The following is a 19,142-nucleotide window of genomic DNA, read 5'->3' on the forward strand; positions in this document are numbered from 1 at the left end:
ATTTGGCGGACGTGTTCAGCGAAAAGTACCTGGCGCCCGATGCAGCAAGGGCCGCGCAGCAATCCGTTGGCGCTGCAGACTGTCGCAGGTGAACACCTGCGGTCGTTCAATCAGATAGCCCTGGGCGTAATCCACGCCGATCTCCTGCAAGGCCTGCTCGATCAACGGTGTTTCGACGAACTCGGCGATGGTCCGCTTGCCCATGACGTGGCCGATGTGATTGATCACCTCGACCATGGCACGATTGACCGGGTCGTCGAGCATATCTTTGACAAAACTTCCGTCGATCTTCAAGAAGTCGACCGGTAAATGTTTCAAATAGGCAAATGACGACATCCCGGCGCAGAAGTCATCCAGTGAGAACTTGCAACCCAGCCCCTTCAATTCATTGATGAAGCGGATTGCGCTGCCCAGGTTGGCGATGGCGCTGGTCTCGGTGATCTCGAAGCAGACCATGCGCGGCGGAATGGCATATTCGACGAACAACCGCTGCAGATACTCGAGGAACTTGTCGTCGCCGATGCTCGTCCCCGAGAGGTTGATCGCGCACATCGCCAACGGCCCCTCCCGCCCTTCATCCAGGCATTGGCGGATGACCTGGAACACGTTGCGCACCACCCAGCGGTCCAGCGCCGTCATCAGGCCATAGCGCTCGGCGGCCGGGATGAAACTGTCGGGAAGGATGGTGCGACCGCTTTCGTCATGCAGGCGCAGCAGTATCTCGATATGGCCCGGCCCCTCGATGTCTTTCAGCGCGGCGATTTCCTGGCAATAGAGGCAGAAGCGGTTCTCCTCCAGGGCCACGTGCAGGCGCTGGATCCAGGCCATCTCGCCAAAGCGCATGGACAGTTCACTGTCGTCGGCGTGGTACACCTGTACCCGGTTACGGCCCTTTTCCTTGGCCATGTAGCAGGCCATGTCGGCAGCTCGCAACGAGGCCTCCAGCGTGCCCGGCACCTGCGCGATGTGCACCAGGCCGATACTGACGGTGGTCACGAACGGCCTGCCCTTCCACACGAAGTGCAGGCTCTGCACGGCCTGGCGCAAGTTCTCGGCGATGCGCTCGGACTGTTCGGGCGGGCAATTCTCCAGCAGCACACCAAATTCATCGCCGCCCAGGCGCGCCAAGGTGTCACCTTCGCGCAGCCCTGACTGCAGCACCGCGCAAATGTGCCTGAGCAGCTCGTCACCCGCTGCATGGCCACTGGTGTCGTTGACCAGCTTGAACTGGTCGAGGTCGAGGAACATCAGCGAATGCCGCCCGGCCTGGCGCACCAGGCTGTTGAGCGCCTGTTCCAGGCGGTATTCGAATTCGCGACGGTTGGCCAGGCCGGTCAAGGCGTCATGGGTGGCTTGCCAGGACAGGTTGGCGATGTACTGGCGCTCTTGGGTCATGTCGTGCAGCACCAGCACGATGCCCGCCACCTGGTCGTTGTTGATGATCGGCGAACCGACCAGGTTGACCGAAACCGTGCTGCCATCCAGGCGCTGGATCAGCCGGGCATGCTCAGCGCCGCCCTCGAGGCTGCCGCTGAGCACCTGCTCGACCAGCGTGCTGCCTTCGCCCTCCTGCTGCTCGTCGAGCAGGCTGAACAACGCCCCCAACGGCAGCCCCAGGGCCTGCCCGGACTGCCAGTGGGTCAACTGCTCGGCAGCCGGGTTCATGTAGCCGATATTACCCTCGACATCGGCGGTGATCACCGCATCACCAATCGCCTCGAGGGTGATCTGCGCCCGCTCCTTCTCCTCCCGCAGGGCATTGGCGAAGGCCTGGCGCTGGGCCAGCAGCTTGCTCGAACGGCGCCAGGCAAAGGTGATGAGGAACAGCGCAGTCAGCAGGTTGGTGACCAGCAGCACCCGCAGCAGCATCCGCGAGCCTTCGCCCAACGCATCGCTGAAGGCCTTGGCGGCCGGCGTGACGCCTTCGTTGATCGCGACGATGCGGGCTTTCCAGTCATCGAGCTGGGCAGCGCTGACCTGCCCCGCAGCAAAACCCGCGTGCATGTCGCTGGCCAGCATATCGAGCTTGATCAGGTAATCATCGCCGATGTTCCAGTAATCGATCGCCGTCTGCATATAGCTGACCTGGCGAAAATTACGGTAGAACCAGATGATCCGGTCGACATCGTCCGGGTGGTTGCCCCCCTGCAGCACAGCCTGACGGGCGCCTTGCAGGTCCGGGCTGGCCTGGTCGAGCAGTTCACGCAGTTCGTGGTCGCCCTGGGGCACGGTCATGACCTGGCGATAGCGCTGATAGGTACGCTCGTCGCGGTCATCGGCATACAGGTTGAGGTAATAGATGGCGTCTTTCTGCGCCTTGGACCAAAGGCTTTCACCGGCGACGTAGGCACGTACCGCCGACAACGCATAAAGGCTGAGGCTACCCAGCAACACCTGGAACACGACAACGGCGATGAAGGGCCAGATGATACCTGCCAACCTAGGCGCTTCTTGTGTGCGATTTCCCTTCATTTAGTCCCTGTCGCAGAGCAGATAAGACTTTGAATCAACCCAGACAAGCACAGCGTAGGCCATTTGCCATCTGAGTGGAGGGGAATTTCACACCTTCATGGATTGTGCTGGATTCTTCGCGGGCACAGGCGATAGGAAGCCGTCAGGTTTGTTGCAGATGCCCATACAACTTGGCATACAGCCCACCCTCGGCGATCAGCTGCTGATGGTCGCCATCCTCGGCCACATGCCCGCCGTCGAATACCAGCACGCGGTCGGCCTGCTTCACCGCCGACAAGCGGTGGGCAATGATCAGCGTGGTGCGGCCGCTGAGGAAGCGCGCCAGTGCCTGGTGCAGGTTGTACTCGGTGGCAGCATCCAGCGCCGAGGTGGCTTCATCGAGAATCACCACCTTGGGCTCGGCCAGGACCATGCGGGCAATCGCCAGGCGCTGGCGCTGGCCACCGGAAAGGCGCACCCCCGACCGGCCGACCACGCTGTCCAGCCCTTGCGGCAAGGCGGCAATGGTGGCGTCCAGCTGGGCAATGCGCAGTGCCTGCCAGCACGCTTCGTCAGTGCATTCGCGGCCCATGGTCAGGTTGGCGCGCACGCTGTCGTTGAACAGCGAGGGGTGCTGCAGCACCACCGCGACATTCTCGCGCAGGGTCTCAAGGCCGATTTCCTGCAGGCTGGCACCGCCAAAGCGGATAGTCCCGGCCTGCGCGCTGTACAGGCCCAGCAGCAACTGCACCAAGGTACTCTTGCCGCCACCACTGGCACCGACGATTGCCACTTTCTCACCGGGGGCAATGGCCAGGTTCAGCTGGTCCAGCACCGGCTCGTCGGCATAGGCAAACCGCAGGTCGCGCACCTCGATACCCACCGTCTCGCGGCCGCTGAACGGGTCACAGGACGCCGGGTACTGCGGCTCGTCGGCCCGCGACAGCAGCTCATTGAGCCGGCTCAGCGCACCGCCGGCAGCGTAGTAGGCATACTGCAGGTTGAGCAGCTGTTCCACCGGGCCGATCATGAACCACAGGTAGCTGAACACCGCCAGCATCTGGCCGATCGACAGGTCGGAAAACAGCACGGTCAGCATCGCCGCCGCACGGAAGATGTCGATACCGAACTGGAACAGCAGACCGCTGGCGCGGCCGCTGGCATCGCTCTTCCATTGCGATTCCACGGCATAGTCGCGCACTTCACGGGCCCGCAGGCCAAGGCGGCCGAGGAAATAGCCCTGGCGGTTGCCGGCACGGATTTCCTGGATGGCATCCAGGGTCTCCGACAATGCCTGGGTAAAACGCGAGGTGCTGTCGTTCTCGAGTTTCTTCAGGTGCTTGACGCGTTTGCCCAGCTGCACGGTGAAGTAGATCACCAGCGGGTTGAACAACAGGATCAGCAACGCCAGTTTCCAGTGCATCCAGATCAGGATCGCCGCCGTGCCGGTGAGGGTCAGCATGGCCACCAGGAAGCGGCTCAAGGTCTCGCCGACAAACTTGTCGAGGGTATCCAGGTCGGTGACCAGGTGCGTGGTCACGGTGCCGCTGCCCAGGCTTTCATATTCCTTCAGCGAGATGCGCTTGAGGCGCTCGATCAGGCGAATGCGCAGGCGGTAGACGATGTCCTTGGCCAAACCGGCGAACAGCTTGGCCTGCACCACGTTGAAGGCCAGCGCCGCCAGGCGCAGGCACAACGTGGCCACCAGCATCAGGCCGATGTAGCCGGCCGCCACTTGCCAGGCGCTCGGTAGCAGCTGGTTCATCCATTTCAGCGCGGCATCGCCGTGGCCCAGCAGCACTTCGTCAACCAGCAACGGCAACAGCAACGGGATCGGCACCGCGCAGCAGGCTGCCAGTACGGCGACCAGGTTGGCGGCCCAGAGGTTTTTCTTGTGATGCAGGGCCAGGCGCCGGATTTCCGCCCAGCTCAGGCGATCGGACACAGCGGCGGGCTTCCCTGGCACAGGGTCGTGCGACCCTGGCAGATCAAGCACAGACGGCCTGCTGTAGCCAGCGGCCAAGCAGCGGTTGCAGGCTGCCCAGCGGCTGGTAGCCATTGGTCAGCAACGCCAGCTGGCCGTTACGCTCAGCTAGCAGGGTCGGGAAGCCGGCGATGCCAAGGTCCTGTACCCAGCTGAAGTCGGCGCTGGTGGCGGCGCGAATATCATGGCTGGTGAACTGCTGGGCGAAGCGCTCGCGGTCGAAGCCGGCCTGTTCGGCCAGCTCGACCAGTTGCGGCGCGCGGGTGACATCCACGCCCTGCTCGTAGAACGAACGCTGGATCAGCGCCAGCAGCGGCCAGACACGTTCGGCGTCCAGCTCGCGGGCAGTGACCAGGGCGCGGCAGGCCGGCTCGGTGTCGTAGACGAAGCCGTCAGGCATGGCGCCGTCGAAACGGAACGGCTGCCCGGTGGCTTCGGCCACCGCTTGCCAGTGCTCGAGGATGTATTTGCGGGTCGAGCCGTCCAACGCGCTGCCGCCGCTGCGCAGCCCGCCCGGCACCAGCCGCGTGCTGACGCCCGCCTCGGCGGCCTGTGCGATCAGGGCCGCAGCCACAGGTGCGAAACCCCAGCACCAGGAGCACATCGGGTCCATCACATAGATCAGGCGGGCGGTCATGGTTCAAGCCTCGGCTTTGTAGTTGTAACCAATCGGGTGCGGCTGATTGCGAGCCTTGGCCAGCTCGATCTGCTTCTGCCGATCGATGGCGCTGCGGCGGGTCTTTTCGCTCAGGGTGTCCCAGCAATGCGGGCAGCTCACGCCTGGCGAATAGTGCTCCGACTCGCGGTCCTTGGCATCGACCGGGTGGCGGCAGGCATGGCACTGGTCGTACTCGCCCTCGCTCAGGTCATGGCGCACCGTGACGCGGTTGTCGAAGACGAAGCAGTCGCCGTCCCAGAGGCTCTCTTCCTGAGGCACTTCCTCGAAGTATTTCAGGATGCCACCCTTAAGATGATAGACCTCCTCGAAGCCTTCACCGAGCATGTAGCTGGACGCTTTTTCGCAACGGATGCCGCCGGTGCAGAACATCGCGACCTTCTTGTGCTTGCTTGGGTCGAAGTTGGCCTTGATGTACTCGGGGAACTCACGGAAGGTCTCGGTCTTCGGGTCGATGGCGCCCTTGAAGGTGCCGATGGCCACTTCGTAGTCGTTGCGGGTGTCGATCAGCAGCACTTCCGGGTCGCTGATCAGGGCGTTCCAGTCCTTGGGCTCGACATAGGTGCCGACGGCCTGGTTCGGGTCGACACCCGGCACGCCGAGGGTGACGATCTCTTTCTTGAGCTTGACCTTGGTGCGGTAGAACGGCTGCTCGTCGCAGTAGGATTCCTTGTGGTCGACATCGGCCAGGCGCGGGTCGTTGCGCAGCCAGGCGAGCAAGCCGTCGATGCCCTCGCGAGTGGCCGAAACGGTGCCGTTGATGCCTTCGTGGGCCAGCAGCAAGGTGCCTTTGACGCCGTTGTCGAGCATGGTCTTGAGCAGCGGTTCACGCAGCTCGACGTAATCTTCCAGGGTGACGAACTTGTAAAGCGCCGCCACGACGATAGCTTGGGACATGTAACAGACTCTCCAGTGGTTGCCCTCGTAAGGGGCGGACCGGGTTTGACCTAAAAAACATGGGGGCGCCTTGCGCCCCTTTCGCGACACAAGGCCGCTCCTACAGGGGAATGCGAATTCCTGTAGGAGTGGCCTTGTGTCGCGAAAGGGCCGCAAAGCGGCCCCCGGATTTTGCAGGATTGTACCAGAACGACGGAAAGGATTCAGTGCCCGCCGCCAGCACACACCGGCGAAGCCGGTGCTACGCCCACCTTGGCCCACTCTTCGGCCGTGTAGGTGTGGATCGCCAGGGCGTGGATCTCGCCCATCAGCTCACCCATGGTGGCGTAGACCTTCTGGTGGCGCTTGACGCTGTTGAGCCCGGCGAACTGCTCGCTGACGATCACCGCCTTGTAGTGGGTTTCCTGGCCACGGCTGTGCATGTGGCTTTCGTTGTGCACTTCAAGGTGTTGCGGGGCCAGCGCGGCCAGTTGCTGCTCGATGCGTTGCTGCATGCTCATCGGGTGCTACTCACTTCTTGGCCGGGGCGGCGGCCTTGCCAGCGTTCGGGTCCAGCTCCTTGGTCATGTCGTCGAGCAGCTTGTTGACCACAGGCACCGCCGGTTCCAGGCTGGTCTGGGTCAGCTGGGCCGACTGCTGGGTGACCTTGGGCATTTCACGCAGGACTTTCTTGCCCAGCGGCGACTCGTAGAACTTGACCAGGTCCTTGAGCTCTTGCTCGGTGAAGGTCTGGGTGTACAGGTCGACCATCTTCGGCTTCAGCTTGTTCCAGCCGATGGCGTTGTCCAGGGCAGCGTTGGCCTTGGCCTGGTAGCTCTCGAGCACCGGCTGCTTGGAGGCCGGGGCCTTGGTCTGGGCGAAACGCTGGGCGAACATCTGCTGGACCTGCATGTACACCGGAGTGCCCAGCTTGTCGGCATTGGCCAGGGTCAGGAATTTCTCGGCGGCAGCATTGTGGCTGGCGGTGGCAGCGAGTACCTGGCCGCTGGCACAGGCCAGGGCGACAGCAGCACAGAGGACACGGAGACGGGTCATTGCATTTCCTTCAGGAGGGGAGGCGGTACCTCAGAGTAGAGCATTCTGCTCCCGCAGGGGCGCAGCGCTCAAGTGGCACGACGAGCGAATGAACCGCTCGCACGCATGAGGGCCTAAACTGCTGATTCTGACTGACAAGGAGTGAACGCAGCATGAGCCGTATCGAGACAGACAGCCTGGGCCCGGTCGAAGTTCCTGAGGACGCCTACTGGGGCGCACAGACCCAGCGCTCGCTGATCAACTTTGCCATTGGCAAGGAACGCATGCCGCTCGCGGTGCTGCACGCCCTGGCACTGATCAAGAAAGCCGCCGCGCGGGTCAACGACCGCAACGGCGACCTGCCTGCCGACATCGCCCGGCTGATCGAACAAGCCGCCGATGAAGTGCTCGATGGCGAGCATGACGACCAGTTCCCGCTGGTCGTCTGGCAGACCGGCAGCGGCACCCAGAGCAACATGAACGTCAACGAGGTGATCGCCGGGCGCGCCAACGAGCTGGCGGGCAAAGGCCGCGGCGGCAAGGCGCCAGTCCACCCCAACGATCACGTCAACCGCTCGCAGAGTTCCAACGACTGCTTCCCCACCGCCATGCACATCGCCGCTGTCCAGGCGGTACACGACAAGCTGCTGCCGGCGATCGCCGAGCTGTCATCGGGCCTGGCCGAGTTGTCGGCGCGCCACAGCAAGCTGGTCAAGACCGGCCGCACGCACATGATGGATGCCACACCGATCACCTTCGGCCAAGAGGTGTCGGCCTTCGTCGCCCAGCTCGACTACGCCCAGCGCGCCATCCGCGCCACCTTGCCGGCGGTGTGCGAGCTGGCGCAGGGTGGCACCGCCGTCGGCACCGGGCTGAACGCCCCGCATGGTTTTGCCGAGGCCGTGGCCGCCGAGCTGGCCGCCCTCTCTGGCCTGCCCTTCATCACTGCCCCCAACAAGTTCGCCGCCCTCGCCGGCCATGAGCCGCTGACCAGCCTGGCCGGTGCGCTGAAGACCCTGGCGGTGGCGCTGATGAAGATCGCCAACGACCTGCGCCTGCTCGGTTCCGGCCCGCGGGCCGGGCTGGCCGAAGTGCGCCTGCCGGCCAACGAGCCGGGCAGCTCGATCATGCCCGGCAAGGTCAACCCGACCCAGTGCGAGGCGCTGTCGATGCTGGCCTGCCAGGTATTGGGCAACGACGCGGCAATCGGCTTTGCCGCCAGCCAGGGTCACTTGCAGCTGAACGTGTTCAAGCCGGTGATCATCCACAACCTGCTGCAGTCGATCGAGCTGCTGGCCGATGGCTGTCGCAACTTCCAGCAGCATTGCGTGGCCGGCATCGAGCCGGATGCAGAGCAGATGGCGGCGCACCTGGAGCGCGGCCTGATGCTGGTAACGGCGCTGAACCCACACATTGGCTATGACAAGGCGGCGGAGATTGCCAAGAAGGCCTACAGCGAGGGCAAGACCTTGCGCGAAGCGGCGCTGGAGTTGAAGTACCTGACCAATGAACAGTTCGACCAGTGGGTGAGGCCGGAGAACATGCTGGCGCCCGGTGGCAAGGGCTGAACAGCCGATTCCAGGAATAGCGCGAAACCTGTAGGAGCGGCCTTGTGTCGCGAAAGGGCCGCAGAGCGGCCCCAGCAATTTCGGCAGCGCTGCTGAAATCCTGGGGCCGCTTCGCGGCCCTTTCGCGACGCAAGGCCGCTCCTACAAAGAGCGCGCAATCCTATGCCAGGCGTGCCCTTCTGGCCTTCCAGCCGGCTACCAGCGAGGGCCCCAGGGCTACCAGGGTCGACCCCGCGACCACCGTCACCGCCCCCACATAGCCCAGCGTATTGATATCCTCGGCCTGCACATACTCCGGCCACACCACGGCAGCCAGCGCCACCGCGACAAAGGTCACCAGCGGTGTCAGCGCCAGCGTGGCGCTCACCCGTGACGCCTCCCAATGCGCCAACGCCTCGGCAAACGCGCCATAGGCCACCAGGGTATTCAGGCAACAAGCCAGCAACAGCCACCCCTGCACCGGGCTCAATTGCAGCGCCTCCAGCGGATGCACCCAAGGCGTCAACAGGGCCGCACAACTCAGGTAGATGACCATCATCACCTGCTGCGAATGCCACACCGTCAGCAGCTGCTTCTGGCTCAGGGCATAGAACACCCAGATGCTGGTGGCCAGGAGAATGGTCAGGACACCCGTGGTGTAGGTGCCCAGCGAGTTCAGCAGCTCTTCCAGGCGCTGGTTGAAGAACAGGCCGAAACCGCCCAGCAGCACCAGCAGGCCAATGCCCTGCCCCAGGCTGAAGCGCTCCTTGAACACGAACACGCTGGCCACCAGCAACAACACCGGGCCGATCTGCACCACCAGCTGGGCAGTGCCCGGGCTCAGCAGCTTCAGGCCGATCAGGTACAGCACATAGTTGCCCATCAGCCCGAACACGGCGACCACGATCAGGGCCTTGCCCTTGGGCGCCAGCTTGCGCAGCGACGGCAGGCGCCGCTGGGCGGCCAGCCAGGCGAACAGCACGCCGCCGGAAACCAGCAGGCGATACCAGGTGACGGTCATCGGGTCGACCACCTGCAGCACCTGCTTGAGCTTGATCGGCAGGATGCCCCAGAGCAGCGCGGTCAGCAGTGCCAGAAACAGGCCGTAACCCCAACGGCCGGAAGTTGTGTGCATACAGTCCTCGAATGTGCCCTTGGTGGGGGTAACCGAATTCTAAGGGCTTGGAGCTCCGAGCCGGAGGAAAATGCCGGGAAATAAATTCATCGGGTCATTCCTCGGCGGCATGACTGGCTATTTCTTGTCCTTGGCGAAAGCTGCCTCCAGGGCTTGGTTGATCGTGCGCAGCACCTTCACCCGCGCCCAGCGCTTGTCGTTGGCTTCGACCAGCGTCCACGGTGCGATCTCGCTGCTGGTGCGGTCGACCATGTCGCCCACGGCCTGGGTGTAATCATCCCACTTGTCGCGGTTGCGCCAGTCGTCTTCGGTGATCTTGTAGCGCTTGAACGGGATCTGCTCGCGCTCCTCGAAGCGCTCCAGCTGGGTCTGCTGGTCGATCGCCAGCCAGAACTTGACCACCACCACGCCTGCGTTGACCAATTGCTCTTCGAAGTCGTTGATTTCGCTGTAGGCACGCATCCAGTCGGCCGGAGTGCAGAAGCCCTCCACCCGCTCCACCAGCACCCGGCCGTACCAGGAGCGGTCGAAGATGGTGAACTTGCCGCGCGCCGGGATGTGCCGCCAGAACCGCCACAGGTAAGGCTGCGCGCGCTCTTCTTCGGTGGGCGCGGCAATCGGCACGATGCGGTACTGGCGCGGGTCCAGCGCGGCCGCCACGCGGCGGATGGCGCCGCCCTTGCCGGCAGCATCGTTGCCTTCGAAAACCGCCACCAGGGCATGCCGGCGCATGCGCTTGTCGCGCAGCAGGCCGGCCAGGCGGGCTTGCTCGGTGACCAGCTGCTCCTGATAGTCTTGCTTGTCCAGGCGCACGCTCAGGTCCAGGGCACCGAGCAGGCTGCGCTGATCGATGCTCCGGCCCAGCGGAGCGACGTTGCCCTGGTGCTTGCCCTTGGGGTTGTTGGCCAGCGCCGCCTGCAGGCTTTCCAGCAGGATGCGCCCCACCGCCAGGCTGCGGTAGTTCGGGTCGACGCCTTCGACGATATGCCACGGCGCGTAATCGCGGCTGGTGCGGCGCAGCACGCGTTCGCCGAAACGCACGAAACGGTCGTAGGTTTCCGACTGCTGCCAGTCCAGCGGGCTGATCTTCCAGCTGTGCAACGGGTCGTCCTTGAGCGATTTCAGGCGCGCCTTCATCTGCTTCTTGGACAGGTGGAACCAGAACTTGATGATCAGTGCGCCTTCGTCACAGAGCATCTGCTCAAGCCGTTCGGCACCGGTGATGGCCTGGTCGAGCACGGCGTCCTTGAACTGGCCATGGACCCGCCCCTGCAGCATCTGGCTGTACCAGTTGCCGAAGAACACGCCCATCCGCCCTTTGGGTGGCAACGCTCGCCAGTAACGCCAGGCCGGTGGCCGGGCCAGTTCTTCATCGGTCTGCTGGTCGAAGGTGAGCACGTCGATCATGCGCGGGTCCATCCACTCGTTGAGCAGCTTGACCGTTTCGCCCTTGCCGGCGCCTTCGATGCCATTGATCAGCACGATTACCGGGAACCGCGCCTGCTGTTTGAGTTCGTATTGCGCCTCAAGTAGCGCTTCGCGCAAGGCAGGCACTTCTGCGTCGTAGGTTTCCTTGTCGATGCTGTGACCGATTTCTGCGGATTCGAACATGCACTGGCTCCTTCATTGGATAAGCAAGACTAGCGGATTTGCGTAGCGCCTGCGCAAACCCGGCAGATGACATAAGATCCGCACATCCGCTGCAACCGAGCCAACCATGTCCACCCTCCTCCAGCATGCCCAGATCGACTGGGACGACCAGGGCCGCCCCCACTCGCGGCAGTACGACGACGTCTATTTCTCCAAGAATGAAGGCACCGACGAAACCCGCTACGTATTCCTCGAACAGACGCGCCTGGCGCAGCGCTTCGCCGCCCTGGCCCCACACGCTTGCCTGGTGATCGGCGAGACCGGCTTCGGCACCGGTATGAACTTCTTCTGCGCCTGGCAGCTGTTCACCGAACAGGCCCATGCCGATGCACGCCTGCATTTCATCAGCGTCGAGAAGTACCCGCTCGGCCGCGACGACATGGCTCGCGCCGCGCGCTTGTGGCCGGAGATGGCGGCCTTCACCGAGCCCTTCCTGGCCCAGTACGTGGCAGTGCACCCGGGCTTCCAGCAGTTCAGTTTCGACGACGGCCGGGTCACCCTGACCCTGTTGATCGGCGACGTACTGGAGCAACTGCCGCAGCTCGACGCCAGCATCGACGTGTGGTTTCTCGACGGCTTCGCCCCCGCGAAGAACCCTGACATGTGGACCCCAGAGCTGTTCGGCCAATTGGCACGGCTGGCCCACCCCGGCACCGCGCTGGGCACCTTCACCACCACCGGATGGGTGCGCCGCGGGCTGATCGATGCAGGCTTCACCATGAAGAAGATCCCAGGCATCGGCAAGAAGTGGGAGGTGATGAGTGGCGAATACACCGGGCATCCATCGCCGGCCATGGTCACGCCCTGGTACGCCCGCCCCGCGCCTGTGGCAGGCCCGCGCCAGGCACTGGTGATCGGTGCCGGCCTGGCGGGCAGCGCCAGCGCCGCCAGCCTGGCCACACGCGGCTGGCAGGTCACGGTGCTGGAACGCCACGCGGCGCCCGCGCAGGAGGCGTCGGGCAACCCGCAGGGTGTGCTGTACCTTAAGTTGTCCGCCCATGGCACCGCCTTGTCGCAGATGATCCTGGCCGGTTTCGGCTTTACCCGGCGCCAGCTCGAACGGTTGCAGCGTGGCCGCGATTGGGACGCCTGCGGTGTGCTGCAACTGGCCTTCGACCGCCAGGAAGGCGAGCGCCAGGCCAAGCTTGCCGAGGCCTTCGACAGCAGCCTGCTGCGGGCGCTGGAGCAGGCTGATGCCGAAGCGATTGCCGGGGTGGCGCTGCCTGCGGGCGGCCTGTTCTACCCCGAGGGTGGCTGGGTACACCCGCCCGCCTTGTGCCAGGCGCAGCTGCAGCACCCGAACATTCGCGTTCAACTCCATCAAGATGTGGTCGAGCTGCGCAAGGCCGACGGCCTGTGGCAGGCCTGGGATGGGGAGCATTTGCTGGCCAGCGCGCCGCTGGTGGTGCTGGCCGGGGCCGCCGATGTGCGCCGCTTCGCGCCTTGCGCGCAATTGCCGCTCAAGCGCATTCGCGGGCAGATCACGCGCCTGCCCGCCACTGAAGCCAGCCGTGCCTTGCGCACCGTGGTCTGTGCCGATGGCTACGTCGCACCGCCCCGGGGTGATGAGCACACCCTGGGTGCCAGTTTCGATTTCCACAATGATGACCTGACACCGACCGTTGCCGAGCACCAAGGCAACCTGGCGTTGCTGGATGAGATTTCCACCGACCTGGCCTCACGGCTGGGCGCGGAGGCACTCGACGTCGAGCAACTGCAGGGCCGGGCAGCGTTTCGTTGCACCAGTCCGGATTACCTGCCGATAGTCGGCCCGGTCGCCGACCCTGAAGTGTTTGCCCAGGCGTATGCCGTGCTCGGCAAAGATGCGCGACAGGTACCGGAGGTGGCGTGCCCGTGGCTGGATGGGCTGTATGTGAACAGTGGGCATGGCTCGCGAGGGTTGATCACCGCGCCGTTGAGTGGCGAGCTGATTGCGGCCTGGGCCAGTGGCGAACCGCTGCCGTTGCCACGGGCGGTGGCTGAGGCCTGCCACCCCAACCGGTTCATGCTGCGCCGGCTGATTCGCGGGAAGTGAGGGGGCTGGGGGCGTATGGCGATGGATCTCACAGGCGACACAAATTTATCGGCTCACACTTCAGGCCTCACCCCTGCTTATAACAGATCGATCTAAAACTCCCACAAACCGCACAGGTCAGTTCCTTACAGGGTGCCCTAATCCGGGGCGCTCATTCCCCAACGGAAAAACCGGTAAGGACCTATGTGCGGATTAGCAGGAGAGTTGCGTTTCACCCCCATCGACCAGGCCCCTCGCCCAGCCGACCTGGCTGCGGTAGAGCGCATAACCCACCACCTGGCGCCCCGTGGCCCCGACGCCTGGGGCTTCCATAGCCAGGGCCCGATCGCCCTCGGCCACCGCCGCCTGAAGATCATGGACCTGTCCGACGGTTCGGCGCAGCCGATGGTCGACAACACCCTGGGCCTGTCCCTCGCCTTCAACGGCGCCATCTACAACTTCCCCGAGCTGCGCCAGGAATTGCAGGCGCTGGGCTACAGCTTCTGGTCCGACGGCGACACCGAGGTGCTGCTCAAGGGCTACCACGCCTGGGGCGCAGCCTTGCTGCCCAAGCTCAACGGCATGTTCGCCCTGGCCATCTGGGAACGCGACAACCAGCGCCTGTTCCTGGCCCGCGACCGCCTGGGCGTCAAGCCGCTGTACCTTTCGCGCAACGGCGAGCGCCTGCGTTTCGCTTCGACACTGCCGGCGCTGCTCAAGGGGGGCGATATCGATCCGATGATCGACCCGGTGGCGCTCAACCACTACCTCAACTTCCATGCCGTGGTGCCTGCACCGCGCACGTTGCTGGCCAATGTACAGAAGCTCGAGCCAGGCACCTGGATGCGCGTCGACCGTCACGGCGAAGTCGAGCGCCAGACCTGGTGGCAGTTGCACTATGGCCCCAACCCGGACGAGCGCGACCTCGACCTGGAAGGCTGGACCACTCGCGTGCTCGACGCCACCCGCGACGCCGTGGCCATCCGCCAGCGCGCCGCCGTTGACGTCGGCGTGCTGCTGTCTGGCGGTGTCGACTCCAGCCTGCTGGTCGGCCTGTTGCGCGAGGTCGGCGTGGACGACCTGTCGACCTTCTCCATCGGCTTCGAGGATGCCGGCGGCGAACGCGGTGACGAGTTCCAGTATTCCGACCTGATCGCCAAGCACTACGGCACCCGCCACCACCAGCTGCGCATCGCCGAGCACGAGATCATCGAGCAGCTGCCGGCCGCCTTCCGTGCCATGAGCGAACCGATGGTCAGCCACGACTGTATCGCCTTCTACCTGCTGTCGCGGGAAGTGGCCAAGCATTGCAAGGGCGTGCAGAGTGGCCAGGGCGCCGACGAGCTGTTCGCCGGCTACCACTGGTACCCGAAGGTGAACGGTGCCGAGGATGCCTTCGCCGCCTACCGCGACGCCTTCTTCGACCGCAGCCATGACGAGTACCGCGACACGGTCCAGGCCCCTTGGCTGCTGGAGACCGACGCGGCCGGCGACTTTGTCCGCGAGCACTTCGCCCGCCCCGGCGCCCCCGAAGCCGTGGACAAGGCATTACGCCTGGACAGTACGGTGATGCTGGTCGATGACCCGGTCAAACGGGTCGACAACATGACCATGGCCTGGGGCCTGGAGGCGCGCACCCCATTCCTCGACTACCGCCTGGTCGAACTGTCGGCGCGCATTCCGGCACGCTTCAAGCTGCCCGACGGCGGCAAGCAGGTGCTCAAGCAAGCCGCGCGGCGGGTGATCCCCCACGAGGTGATCGACCGCAAGAAGGGCTACTTCCCGGTGCCCGGCCTCAAGCATCTGGAAGGCGCAACGCTCGGCTGGGTGCGCGACCTGCTGACCGACCCAAGCCAGGACCGTGGCCTGTTCAACCCGGCCATGGTTGACCGCCTGCTGAGCAATCCGCACGGCCAGCTCACCCCACTGCGCGGTTCCAAACTGTGGCAGCTGGCGGCCCTGAACCTGTGGCTCAGCGAACAAGGAATCTGACCGATGAAAACCCACGAAATCGCCTACGGTCAGCGCCTTCTGCGCGGCCAGGCGCCGTCCTACGAGCGCTTGCAGGCGCGCCTGGCCGGCGACGGCAGCGAGCCGCACGACCAGCCGCGTGTGTTGCACTGCGGTTGGGGGCGTCTGCTGATCGGCCACACCTACCCGGACCCAGCCAGCCTGGCCGCCGCCTTGCAGGAGGAGCGCCCCGGCGAGCGTGACATCGCCCTGTACGTGGCCGCCCCCCAGCAATTGCTGGCCCAGGCACCCCAGCAGCTGTTTCTCGACCCCTCCGACACCTTGCGCCTGTGGTTCACCGACTACCGCCCGGCGCAGCGGGTGTTCCGTGGCTTCCGTGTGCGCCGGGCGCAAAACCCCAGCGACTGGCAGGCGATCAATACCTTGTACCAGGCGCGCGGGATGCTGCCGGTCGACCCCGAGCTGGTCACCCCCCGCCACCTTGGTGGCCCGGTGTACTGGCTGGCCGAAGATGAGGACAGCGGTGCGGTGATCGGCAGTGTCATGGGCCTGAACCACAGCAAGGCGTTCGACGATCCCGAACACGGCAGCAGCCTGTGGTGCCTGGCCGTGGACCCGCAGTGCACCCGTCCGGGGGTTGGCGAGGTGCTGGTGCGCCACCTGGTCGAACACTTCATGAGCCGGGGCCTGGCCTACCTCGACCTATCAGTGCTGCACGACAACCACCAGGCCAAGCGCCTGTACGAAAAACTCGGGTTCCGCAACCTGCCGACCTTTGCGGTCAAGCGCAAGAATGGCATCAACCAGCAACTGTTTCTCGGGCCCGGCCCGGAAGCCGGCCTCAACCCATACGCCCGCATCATCGTCGACGAAGCGTTGCGCCGCGGTATCGAGGTGCACGTCGACGACGCCGCTGCCGGCCTGTTCACCCTCAGCCTGGGCGGGCGCCGGATCCGCTGCCGCGAGTCGCTGAGTGACCTGACCAGTGCCGTGACCATGACCTTGTGCCAGGACAAGCGCCTTACCCAGCATGTCCTGCGCAACGCCGGGCTGCAGGTGCCAGCGCAGCAGCTGGCCGGCAATGCCGACGACAACCTGGCGTTTCTCGACGAGCATGGCGCGGTGGTGGTCAAGCCTGTGGACGGCGAGCAGGGCCAGGGGGTGGCGGTCAATCTCACCTGCATCGAGGAAGTGACACAGGCCGTGGAAAGCGCCCGCCGCTTCGACAGCCGGGTGCTGTTGGAGAGCTTTCATGCCGGCAGCGACCTGCGCATTCTGGTGATCGGCTATGAAGTGGTGGCGGCGGCGATTCGCCACCCGGCCCAGGTGATCGGTGACGGCAAGCACAGCATTCGTCAGCTGATCGAGGCGCAGAGCCGCCGGCGCCAGGCGGCGACCGGTGGCGAAAGCCGCATCCCGCTGGACGACGAGACCGAACGTACCCTGCACAGTGCCGGGCACGGCTATGACGACGTGCTGCCCGCCGGCCAACGCCTGGCGGTGCGTCGCACGGCCAACTTGCATACCGGTGGCACCCTGGAAGACGTCACCGAACGCCTGCACCCGGTGCTGGCCGATGCGGCGGTGCGAGCGGCGCGCGCGCTGGAAATCCCGGTGGTGGGCCTGGACTTCATGGTACGCGATGCCGAGCAACCGGATTACGTGATCATCGAAGCCAACGAGCGGGCCGGGCTGGCCAATCATGAGCCGCAGCCGACGGCCGAGCGGTTTGTCGATTTGCTGTTCCCGCATAGCCGGCCTTTGGCATGAATCAGTGTTGAGGCCTTCGCGGGCACGCCCGCTCCCACAAGGGCGGTGCAATACCTGTGGGAGCGGGCGTGCCCGCGAAGGCCCCAACACAGGAACCAAGGAGTACCCATGACCGATCGACTCCCCGAACCCGACCTCGACTACATGAAGCGCGTGCTGCTGGAGATGCTCGCCATCCCCAGCCCGACCGGCTTCACCGATACCATCGTGCGTTACGTGGCCGAACGCCTGGACGAACTGGGCATCCCCTTCGAACTGACCCGCCGTGGCACCATCCGTGCCACCCTCAAGGGCCGGCAAAGCTCGCCCGACCGCGCCGTCTCGGCCCACCTCGACACCATCGGCGCCAGCGTGCGCCAGTTGCAGGACAACGGCCGCCTGGCCCTGGCCCCGGTAGGCTGCTGGTCGAGCCGCTTCGCCGAGGGCAGCCGGGTCAGCGTGTTCACCGACACCGGCGTCTTCCGTGGCAGCGTATTGCCGCTGATGGCCAGCGGGCATGCCTTCAACACCGCCATCGACCAGATGCCGATCAGCTGGGAACACGTCGAGGTACGCCTGGATGCCTACTGCACCACCCGCGCCGATTGTGAAACGCTGGGCATTGCCATCGGTGATTTCGTCGCCTTCGACCCACTGCCGGAGTTCACCGAAAGCGGCCATATCAGCGCCCGCCACCTGGACGACAAGGCCGGCGTGGCAGCCCTGCTGGCCGCCCTCAAGGCAGTGGTGGAAAGCGGCCGCCAGCCACTGATCGACTGCCACCCGCTGTTCACCATCACCGAGGAAACCGGCTCCGGTTCCGCCGCTGCCCTGCCCTGGGATGTCAGCGAGTTCGTCGGCATCGACATCGCCCCGGTCGCCCCCGGCCAGGCCTCCAGCGAGCATGCGGTGAGCGTGGCCATGCAGGACTCGTCCGGGCCATACGATTACCACCTGTCACGCCACCTGCTGAAGCTGGCCGGCGACCAGGACGTGCCAGTGCGCCGCGACCTGTTCCGCTACTACTTCAGCGATGCCCACTCGGCCGTGACCGCCGGGCATGACATCCGCACCGCGCTGGTGGCGTTCGGCTGCGATGCCACCCATGGCTACGAACGTACCCATATCGACAGCCTGGCCGCGCTCAGCCGCCTGCTTTCGGCATACCTGCTCAGCCCACCCGTGTTTGCCAGCGACTCGCAACCGGCCAATGCCTCGCTCGAGCGCTTCAGCCACCAGCTGGAGCACGATGCGCAGATGGAAAGCGATACCCGGGTACCGGCCGTGGACAGCCTGGTAGGAAACAAAAGCTGATGGCCATGGAATCGCGTAGCATGCAGGGATTCATGAACAAGACCGTGCACTGCCCATGCTGATCCCCTACGACCAACTGCAAGCCGAAACCCTGACCCGCCTTATCGAAGACTTCGTCACCCGTGACGGTACCGATAACGGCGACGATACCCCGCTGGAGACCCGTGTGCTGCGGGTGCGCCAGGCGTTGGCCAGGGGCCAGGCGTTCATCCTGTTCGACCCGGAGAGCCAGCAGTGCCAACTGCTGGCCAGGCATGACGTGCCCCGCGAGCTGCTCGAGTGACATCGTGCCTTGTCGCGGGTCCTGTGGGAGCGGCCTTGCGTCGCGAAAGGGCTGCAGAGCAGCCCCAGCAATCTCGGCGCAGTCGCTGATATCCTGGGGCCGCTTTGCGGCCCTTTCGCGACGCAAGGCCGCTCCCACAGAGGCCGGTGCCGGTCAATCAGCCTTGCGCGCCAGCGCAGCCTTGATCCGCCGATAGACTTCGGCCCGGTGCACCGGCACCTTGCGCGGCGCATCCACACCAAAGCGCACCACGCCATTGCGCGTTTCCACTACCTTGATCCGAATATCGTCACCAATGGTGATGACTTCACCGATTTCACGCGTGATCACCAACATGTCCCGGCCCTCTCGCAACAGGAAAAGACCGCAGAGTGCTCAGGGATATTCCTCTGGACAATACTTCGCCTGCAATTCAGAACGAGCCTACGCAGGCAGGTAATTTCTCCTACAGACAATT

The 19,142-nt window shown here is 64.7% G+C and carries 15 protein-coding genes; 6 read left to right on the forward strand and 9 right to left on the reverse strand.

The genetic code is table 11. The features are described 5' to 3' along the window. Nucleotides 1-15 precede the first annotated feature (15 nt). From ACTORR_RS07015 to ACTORR_RS07040, 6 genes are all read right to left on the reverse strand, one after another. Nucleotides 16-2,472, reverse strand: a complete 2,457-nt coding sequence (locus ACTORR_RS07015; RefSeq protein WP_212632674.1) for an EAL domain-containing protein — start codon at nt 2,470-2,472, stop codon at nt 16-18. A 142-nt stretch (nt 2,473-2,614) separates the two neighbouring features. Further along, the gene (locus ACTORR_RS07020) at nt 2,615-4,447 is read right to left on the reverse strand and encodes an ABC transporter ATP-binding protein (RefSeq protein WP_054886394.1); all 1,833 of its coding nucleotides are present in this window, start codon (nt 4,445-4,447) and stop codon (nt 2,615-2,617) included. After that, complete coding sequence (locus ACTORR_RS07025; RefSeq protein WP_313365443.1) at nt 4,440-5,072, reverse strand: DsbA family protein; 633 nt, start codon at nt 5,070-5,072, stop codon at nt 4,440-4,442. Before ACTORR_RS07025 ends, ACTORR_RS07020 begins: the two co-directional genes overlap by 8 nt. Nucleotides 5,073-5,075: 3 nt before the next feature. Next, complete coding sequence (gene trhO / locus ACTORR_RS07030) at nt 5,076-6,008, reverse strand: oxygen-dependent tRNA uridine(34) hydroxylase TrhO (protein ID WP_054886396.1); 933 nt, start codon at nt 6,006-6,008, stop codon at nt 5,076-5,078. Nucleotides 6,009-6,211: 203 nt separating this feature from the next. Beyond that, a complete protein-coding gene (locus ACTORR_RS07035; protein ID WP_167067885.1) occupies nt 6,212-6,508 on the reverse strand; it encodes a BolA family protein in 297 nt (98 codons plus the stop codon). A 10-nt stretch (nt 6,509-6,518) separates the two neighbouring features. Then, complete coding sequence (locus tag ACTORR_RS07040) at nt 6,519-7,043, reverse strand: DUF2059 domain-containing protein (RefSeq protein ID WP_027918170.1); 525 nt, start codon at nt 7,041-7,043, stop codon at nt 6,519-6,521. A 152-nt stretch (nt 7,044-7,195) separates the two neighbouring features. Here ACTORR_RS07040 and ACTORR_RS07045 point away from each other — a divergent pair, with 152 nt between their 5' ends. Further along, nucleotides 7,196-8,590 (forward strand): class II fumarate hydratase, encoded by a 1,395-nt coding sequence (locus ACTORR_RS07045; protein WP_313365444.1) that lies wholly within the window; start codon nt 7,196-7,198, stop codon nt 8,588-8,590. Between the two features lie 160 nt (nt 8,591-8,750). On the opposite strand, the gene ACTORR_RS07050 is transcribed toward ACTORR_RS07045, so the two are convergent. Both ACTORR_RS07050 and pap read right to left on the reverse strand, forming a co-directional pair. Then, nucleotides 8,751-9,704, reverse strand: a complete 954-nt coding sequence (locus tag ACTORR_RS07050; RefSeq protein ID WP_313365552.1) for a DMT family transporter — start codon at nt 9,702-9,704, stop codon at nt 8,751-8,753. Nucleotides 9,705-9,821: 117 nt separating this feature from the next. After that, entirely contained in the window at nt 9,822-11,315 is a 1,494-nt protein-coding gene (gene pap / locus ACTORR_RS07055) for a polyphosphate:AMP phosphotransferase (RefSeq protein ID WP_099814765.1), read from the reverse strand. A 106-nt stretch (nt 11,316-11,421) separates the two neighbouring features. Here pap and mnmC point away from each other — a divergent pair, with 106 nt between their 5' ends. The 5 genes from mnmC to ACTORR_RS07080 all read left to right on the forward strand — a co-directional run bounded on the left by mnmC (nt 11,422) and on the right by ACTORR_RS07080 (nt 18,685). After that, on the forward strand, nt 11,422-13,389 hold the full coding sequence (gene mnmC / locus ACTORR_RS07060; protein WP_313365553.1) for a bifunctional tRNA (5-methylaminomethyl-2-thiouridine)(34)-methyltransferase MnmD/FAD-dependent 5-carboxymethylaminomethyl-2-thiouridine(34) oxidoreductase MnmC: 1,968 nt from the start codon (nt 11,422-11,424) through the stop codon (nt 13,387-13,389). 183 nt (nt 13,390-13,572) lie between these two features. Then, a complete protein-coding gene (locus tag ACTORR_RS07065; RefSeq protein WP_099814767.1) occupies nt 13,573-15,360 on the forward strand; it encodes an N-acetylglutaminylglutamine amidotransferase in 1,788 nt (595 codons plus the stop codon). A gap of 3 nt (nt 15,361-15,363) precedes the next feature. Continuing rightward, complete coding sequence (gene ngg / locus ACTORR_RS07070) at nt 15,364-17,109, forward strand: N-acetylglutaminylglutamine synthetase (protein WP_054886403.1); 1,746 nt, start codon at nt 15,364-15,366, stop codon at nt 17,107-17,109. A 108-nt stretch (nt 17,110-17,217) separates the two neighbouring features. Next, nucleotides 17,218-18,402 carry an osmoprotectant NAGGN system M42 family peptidase gene (locus ACTORR_RS07075; RefSeq protein ID WP_054886404.1) on the forward strand — a complete coding sequence of 395 codons (1,185 nt, stop codon included), beginning with the start codon at nt 17,218-17,220 and terminating at the stop codon, nt 18,400-18,402. Between the two features lie 55 nt (nt 18,403-18,457). Further along, a complete protein-coding gene (locus ACTORR_RS07080) occupies nt 18,458-18,685 on the forward strand; it encodes a YheU family protein (protein ID WP_313365554.1) in 228 nt (75 codons plus the stop codon). Nucleotides 18,686-18,838: 153 nt separating this feature from the next. On the opposite strand, the gene csrA is transcribed toward ACTORR_RS07080, so the two are convergent. Beyond that, the gene (gene csrA, locus ACTORR_RS07085; protein WP_099814771.1) at nt 18,839-19,021 is read right to left on the reverse strand and encodes a carbon storage regulator CsrA; all 183 of its coding nucleotides are present in this window, start codon (nt 19,019-19,021) and stop codon (nt 18,839-18,841) included. Nucleotides 19,022-19,142: the final 121 nt, after the last annotated feature.

The organism is Pseudomonas sp. SAR267 (genome assembly GCF_052077595.1).
In the GTDB taxonomy this organism is placed as follows: Bacteria; Pseudomonadota; Gammaproteobacteria; order Pseudomonadales; family Pseudomonadaceae; genus Aquipseudomonas; species Aquipseudomonas vlassakiae.

Bases quoted from the DNA above. Each gene is read 5' to 3' on its own strand.
- ACTORR_RS07075 (WP_054886404.1), top strand. From the start codon at position 17,218: ATGACCGATCGACTCCCCGAACCCGACCTCGACTACATGAAGCGCGTG.
- ngg (WP_054886403.1), top strand. From the start codon at position 15,364: ATGAAAACCCACGAAATCGCCTACGGTCAGCGCCTTCTGCGCGGCCAG.
- trhO (WP_054886396.1), bottom strand. From the start codon at position 6,008: ATGTCCCAAGCTATCGTCGTGGCGGCGCTTTACAAGTTCGTCACCCTG.
- ACTORR_RS07035 (WP_167067885.1), bottom strand. From the start codon at position 6,508: ATGAGCATGCAGCAACGCATCGAGCAGCAACTGGCCGCGCTGGCCCCG.
- ACTORR_RS07015 (WP_212632674.1), bottom strand. From the start codon at position 2,472: ATGAAGGGAAATCGCACACAAGAAGCGCCTAGGTTGGCAGGTATCATC.
- ACTORR_RS07045 (WP_313365444.1), top strand. From the start codon at position 7,196: ATGAGCCGTATCGAGACAGACAGCCTGGGCCCGGTCGAAGTTCCTGAG.
- ACTORR_RS07065 (WP_099814767.1), top strand. From the start codon at position 13,573: ATGTGCGGATTAGCAGGAGAGTTGCGTTTCACCCCCATCGACCAGGCC.
- ACTORR_RS07040 (WP_027918170.1), bottom strand. From the start codon at position 7,043: ATGACCCGTCTCCGTGTCCTCTGTGCTGCTGTCGCCCTGGCCTGTGCC.
- ACTORR_RS07050 (WP_313365552.1), bottom strand. From the start codon at position 9,704: ATGCACACAACTTCCGGCCGTTGGGGTTACGGCCTGTTTCTGGCACTG.
- ACTORR_RS07080 (WP_313365554.1), top strand. From the start codon at position 18,458: ATGCTGATCCCCTACGACCAACTGCAAGCCGAAACCCTGACCCGCCTT.
- pap (WP_099814765.1), bottom strand. From the start codon at position 11,315: ATGTTCGAATCCGCAGAAATCGGTCACAGCATCGACAAGGAAACCTAC.
- csrA (WP_099814771.1), bottom strand. From the start codon at position 19,021: ATGTTGGTGATCACGCGTGAAATCGGTGAAGTCATCACCATTGGTGAC.
- ACTORR_RS07025 (WP_313365443.1), bottom strand. From the start codon at position 5,072: ATGACCGCCCGCCTGATCTATGTGATGGACCCGATGTGCTCCTGGTGC.
- mnmC (WP_313365553.1), top strand. From the start codon at position 11,422: ATGTCCACCCTCCTCCAGCATGCCCAGATCGACTGGGACGACCAGGGC.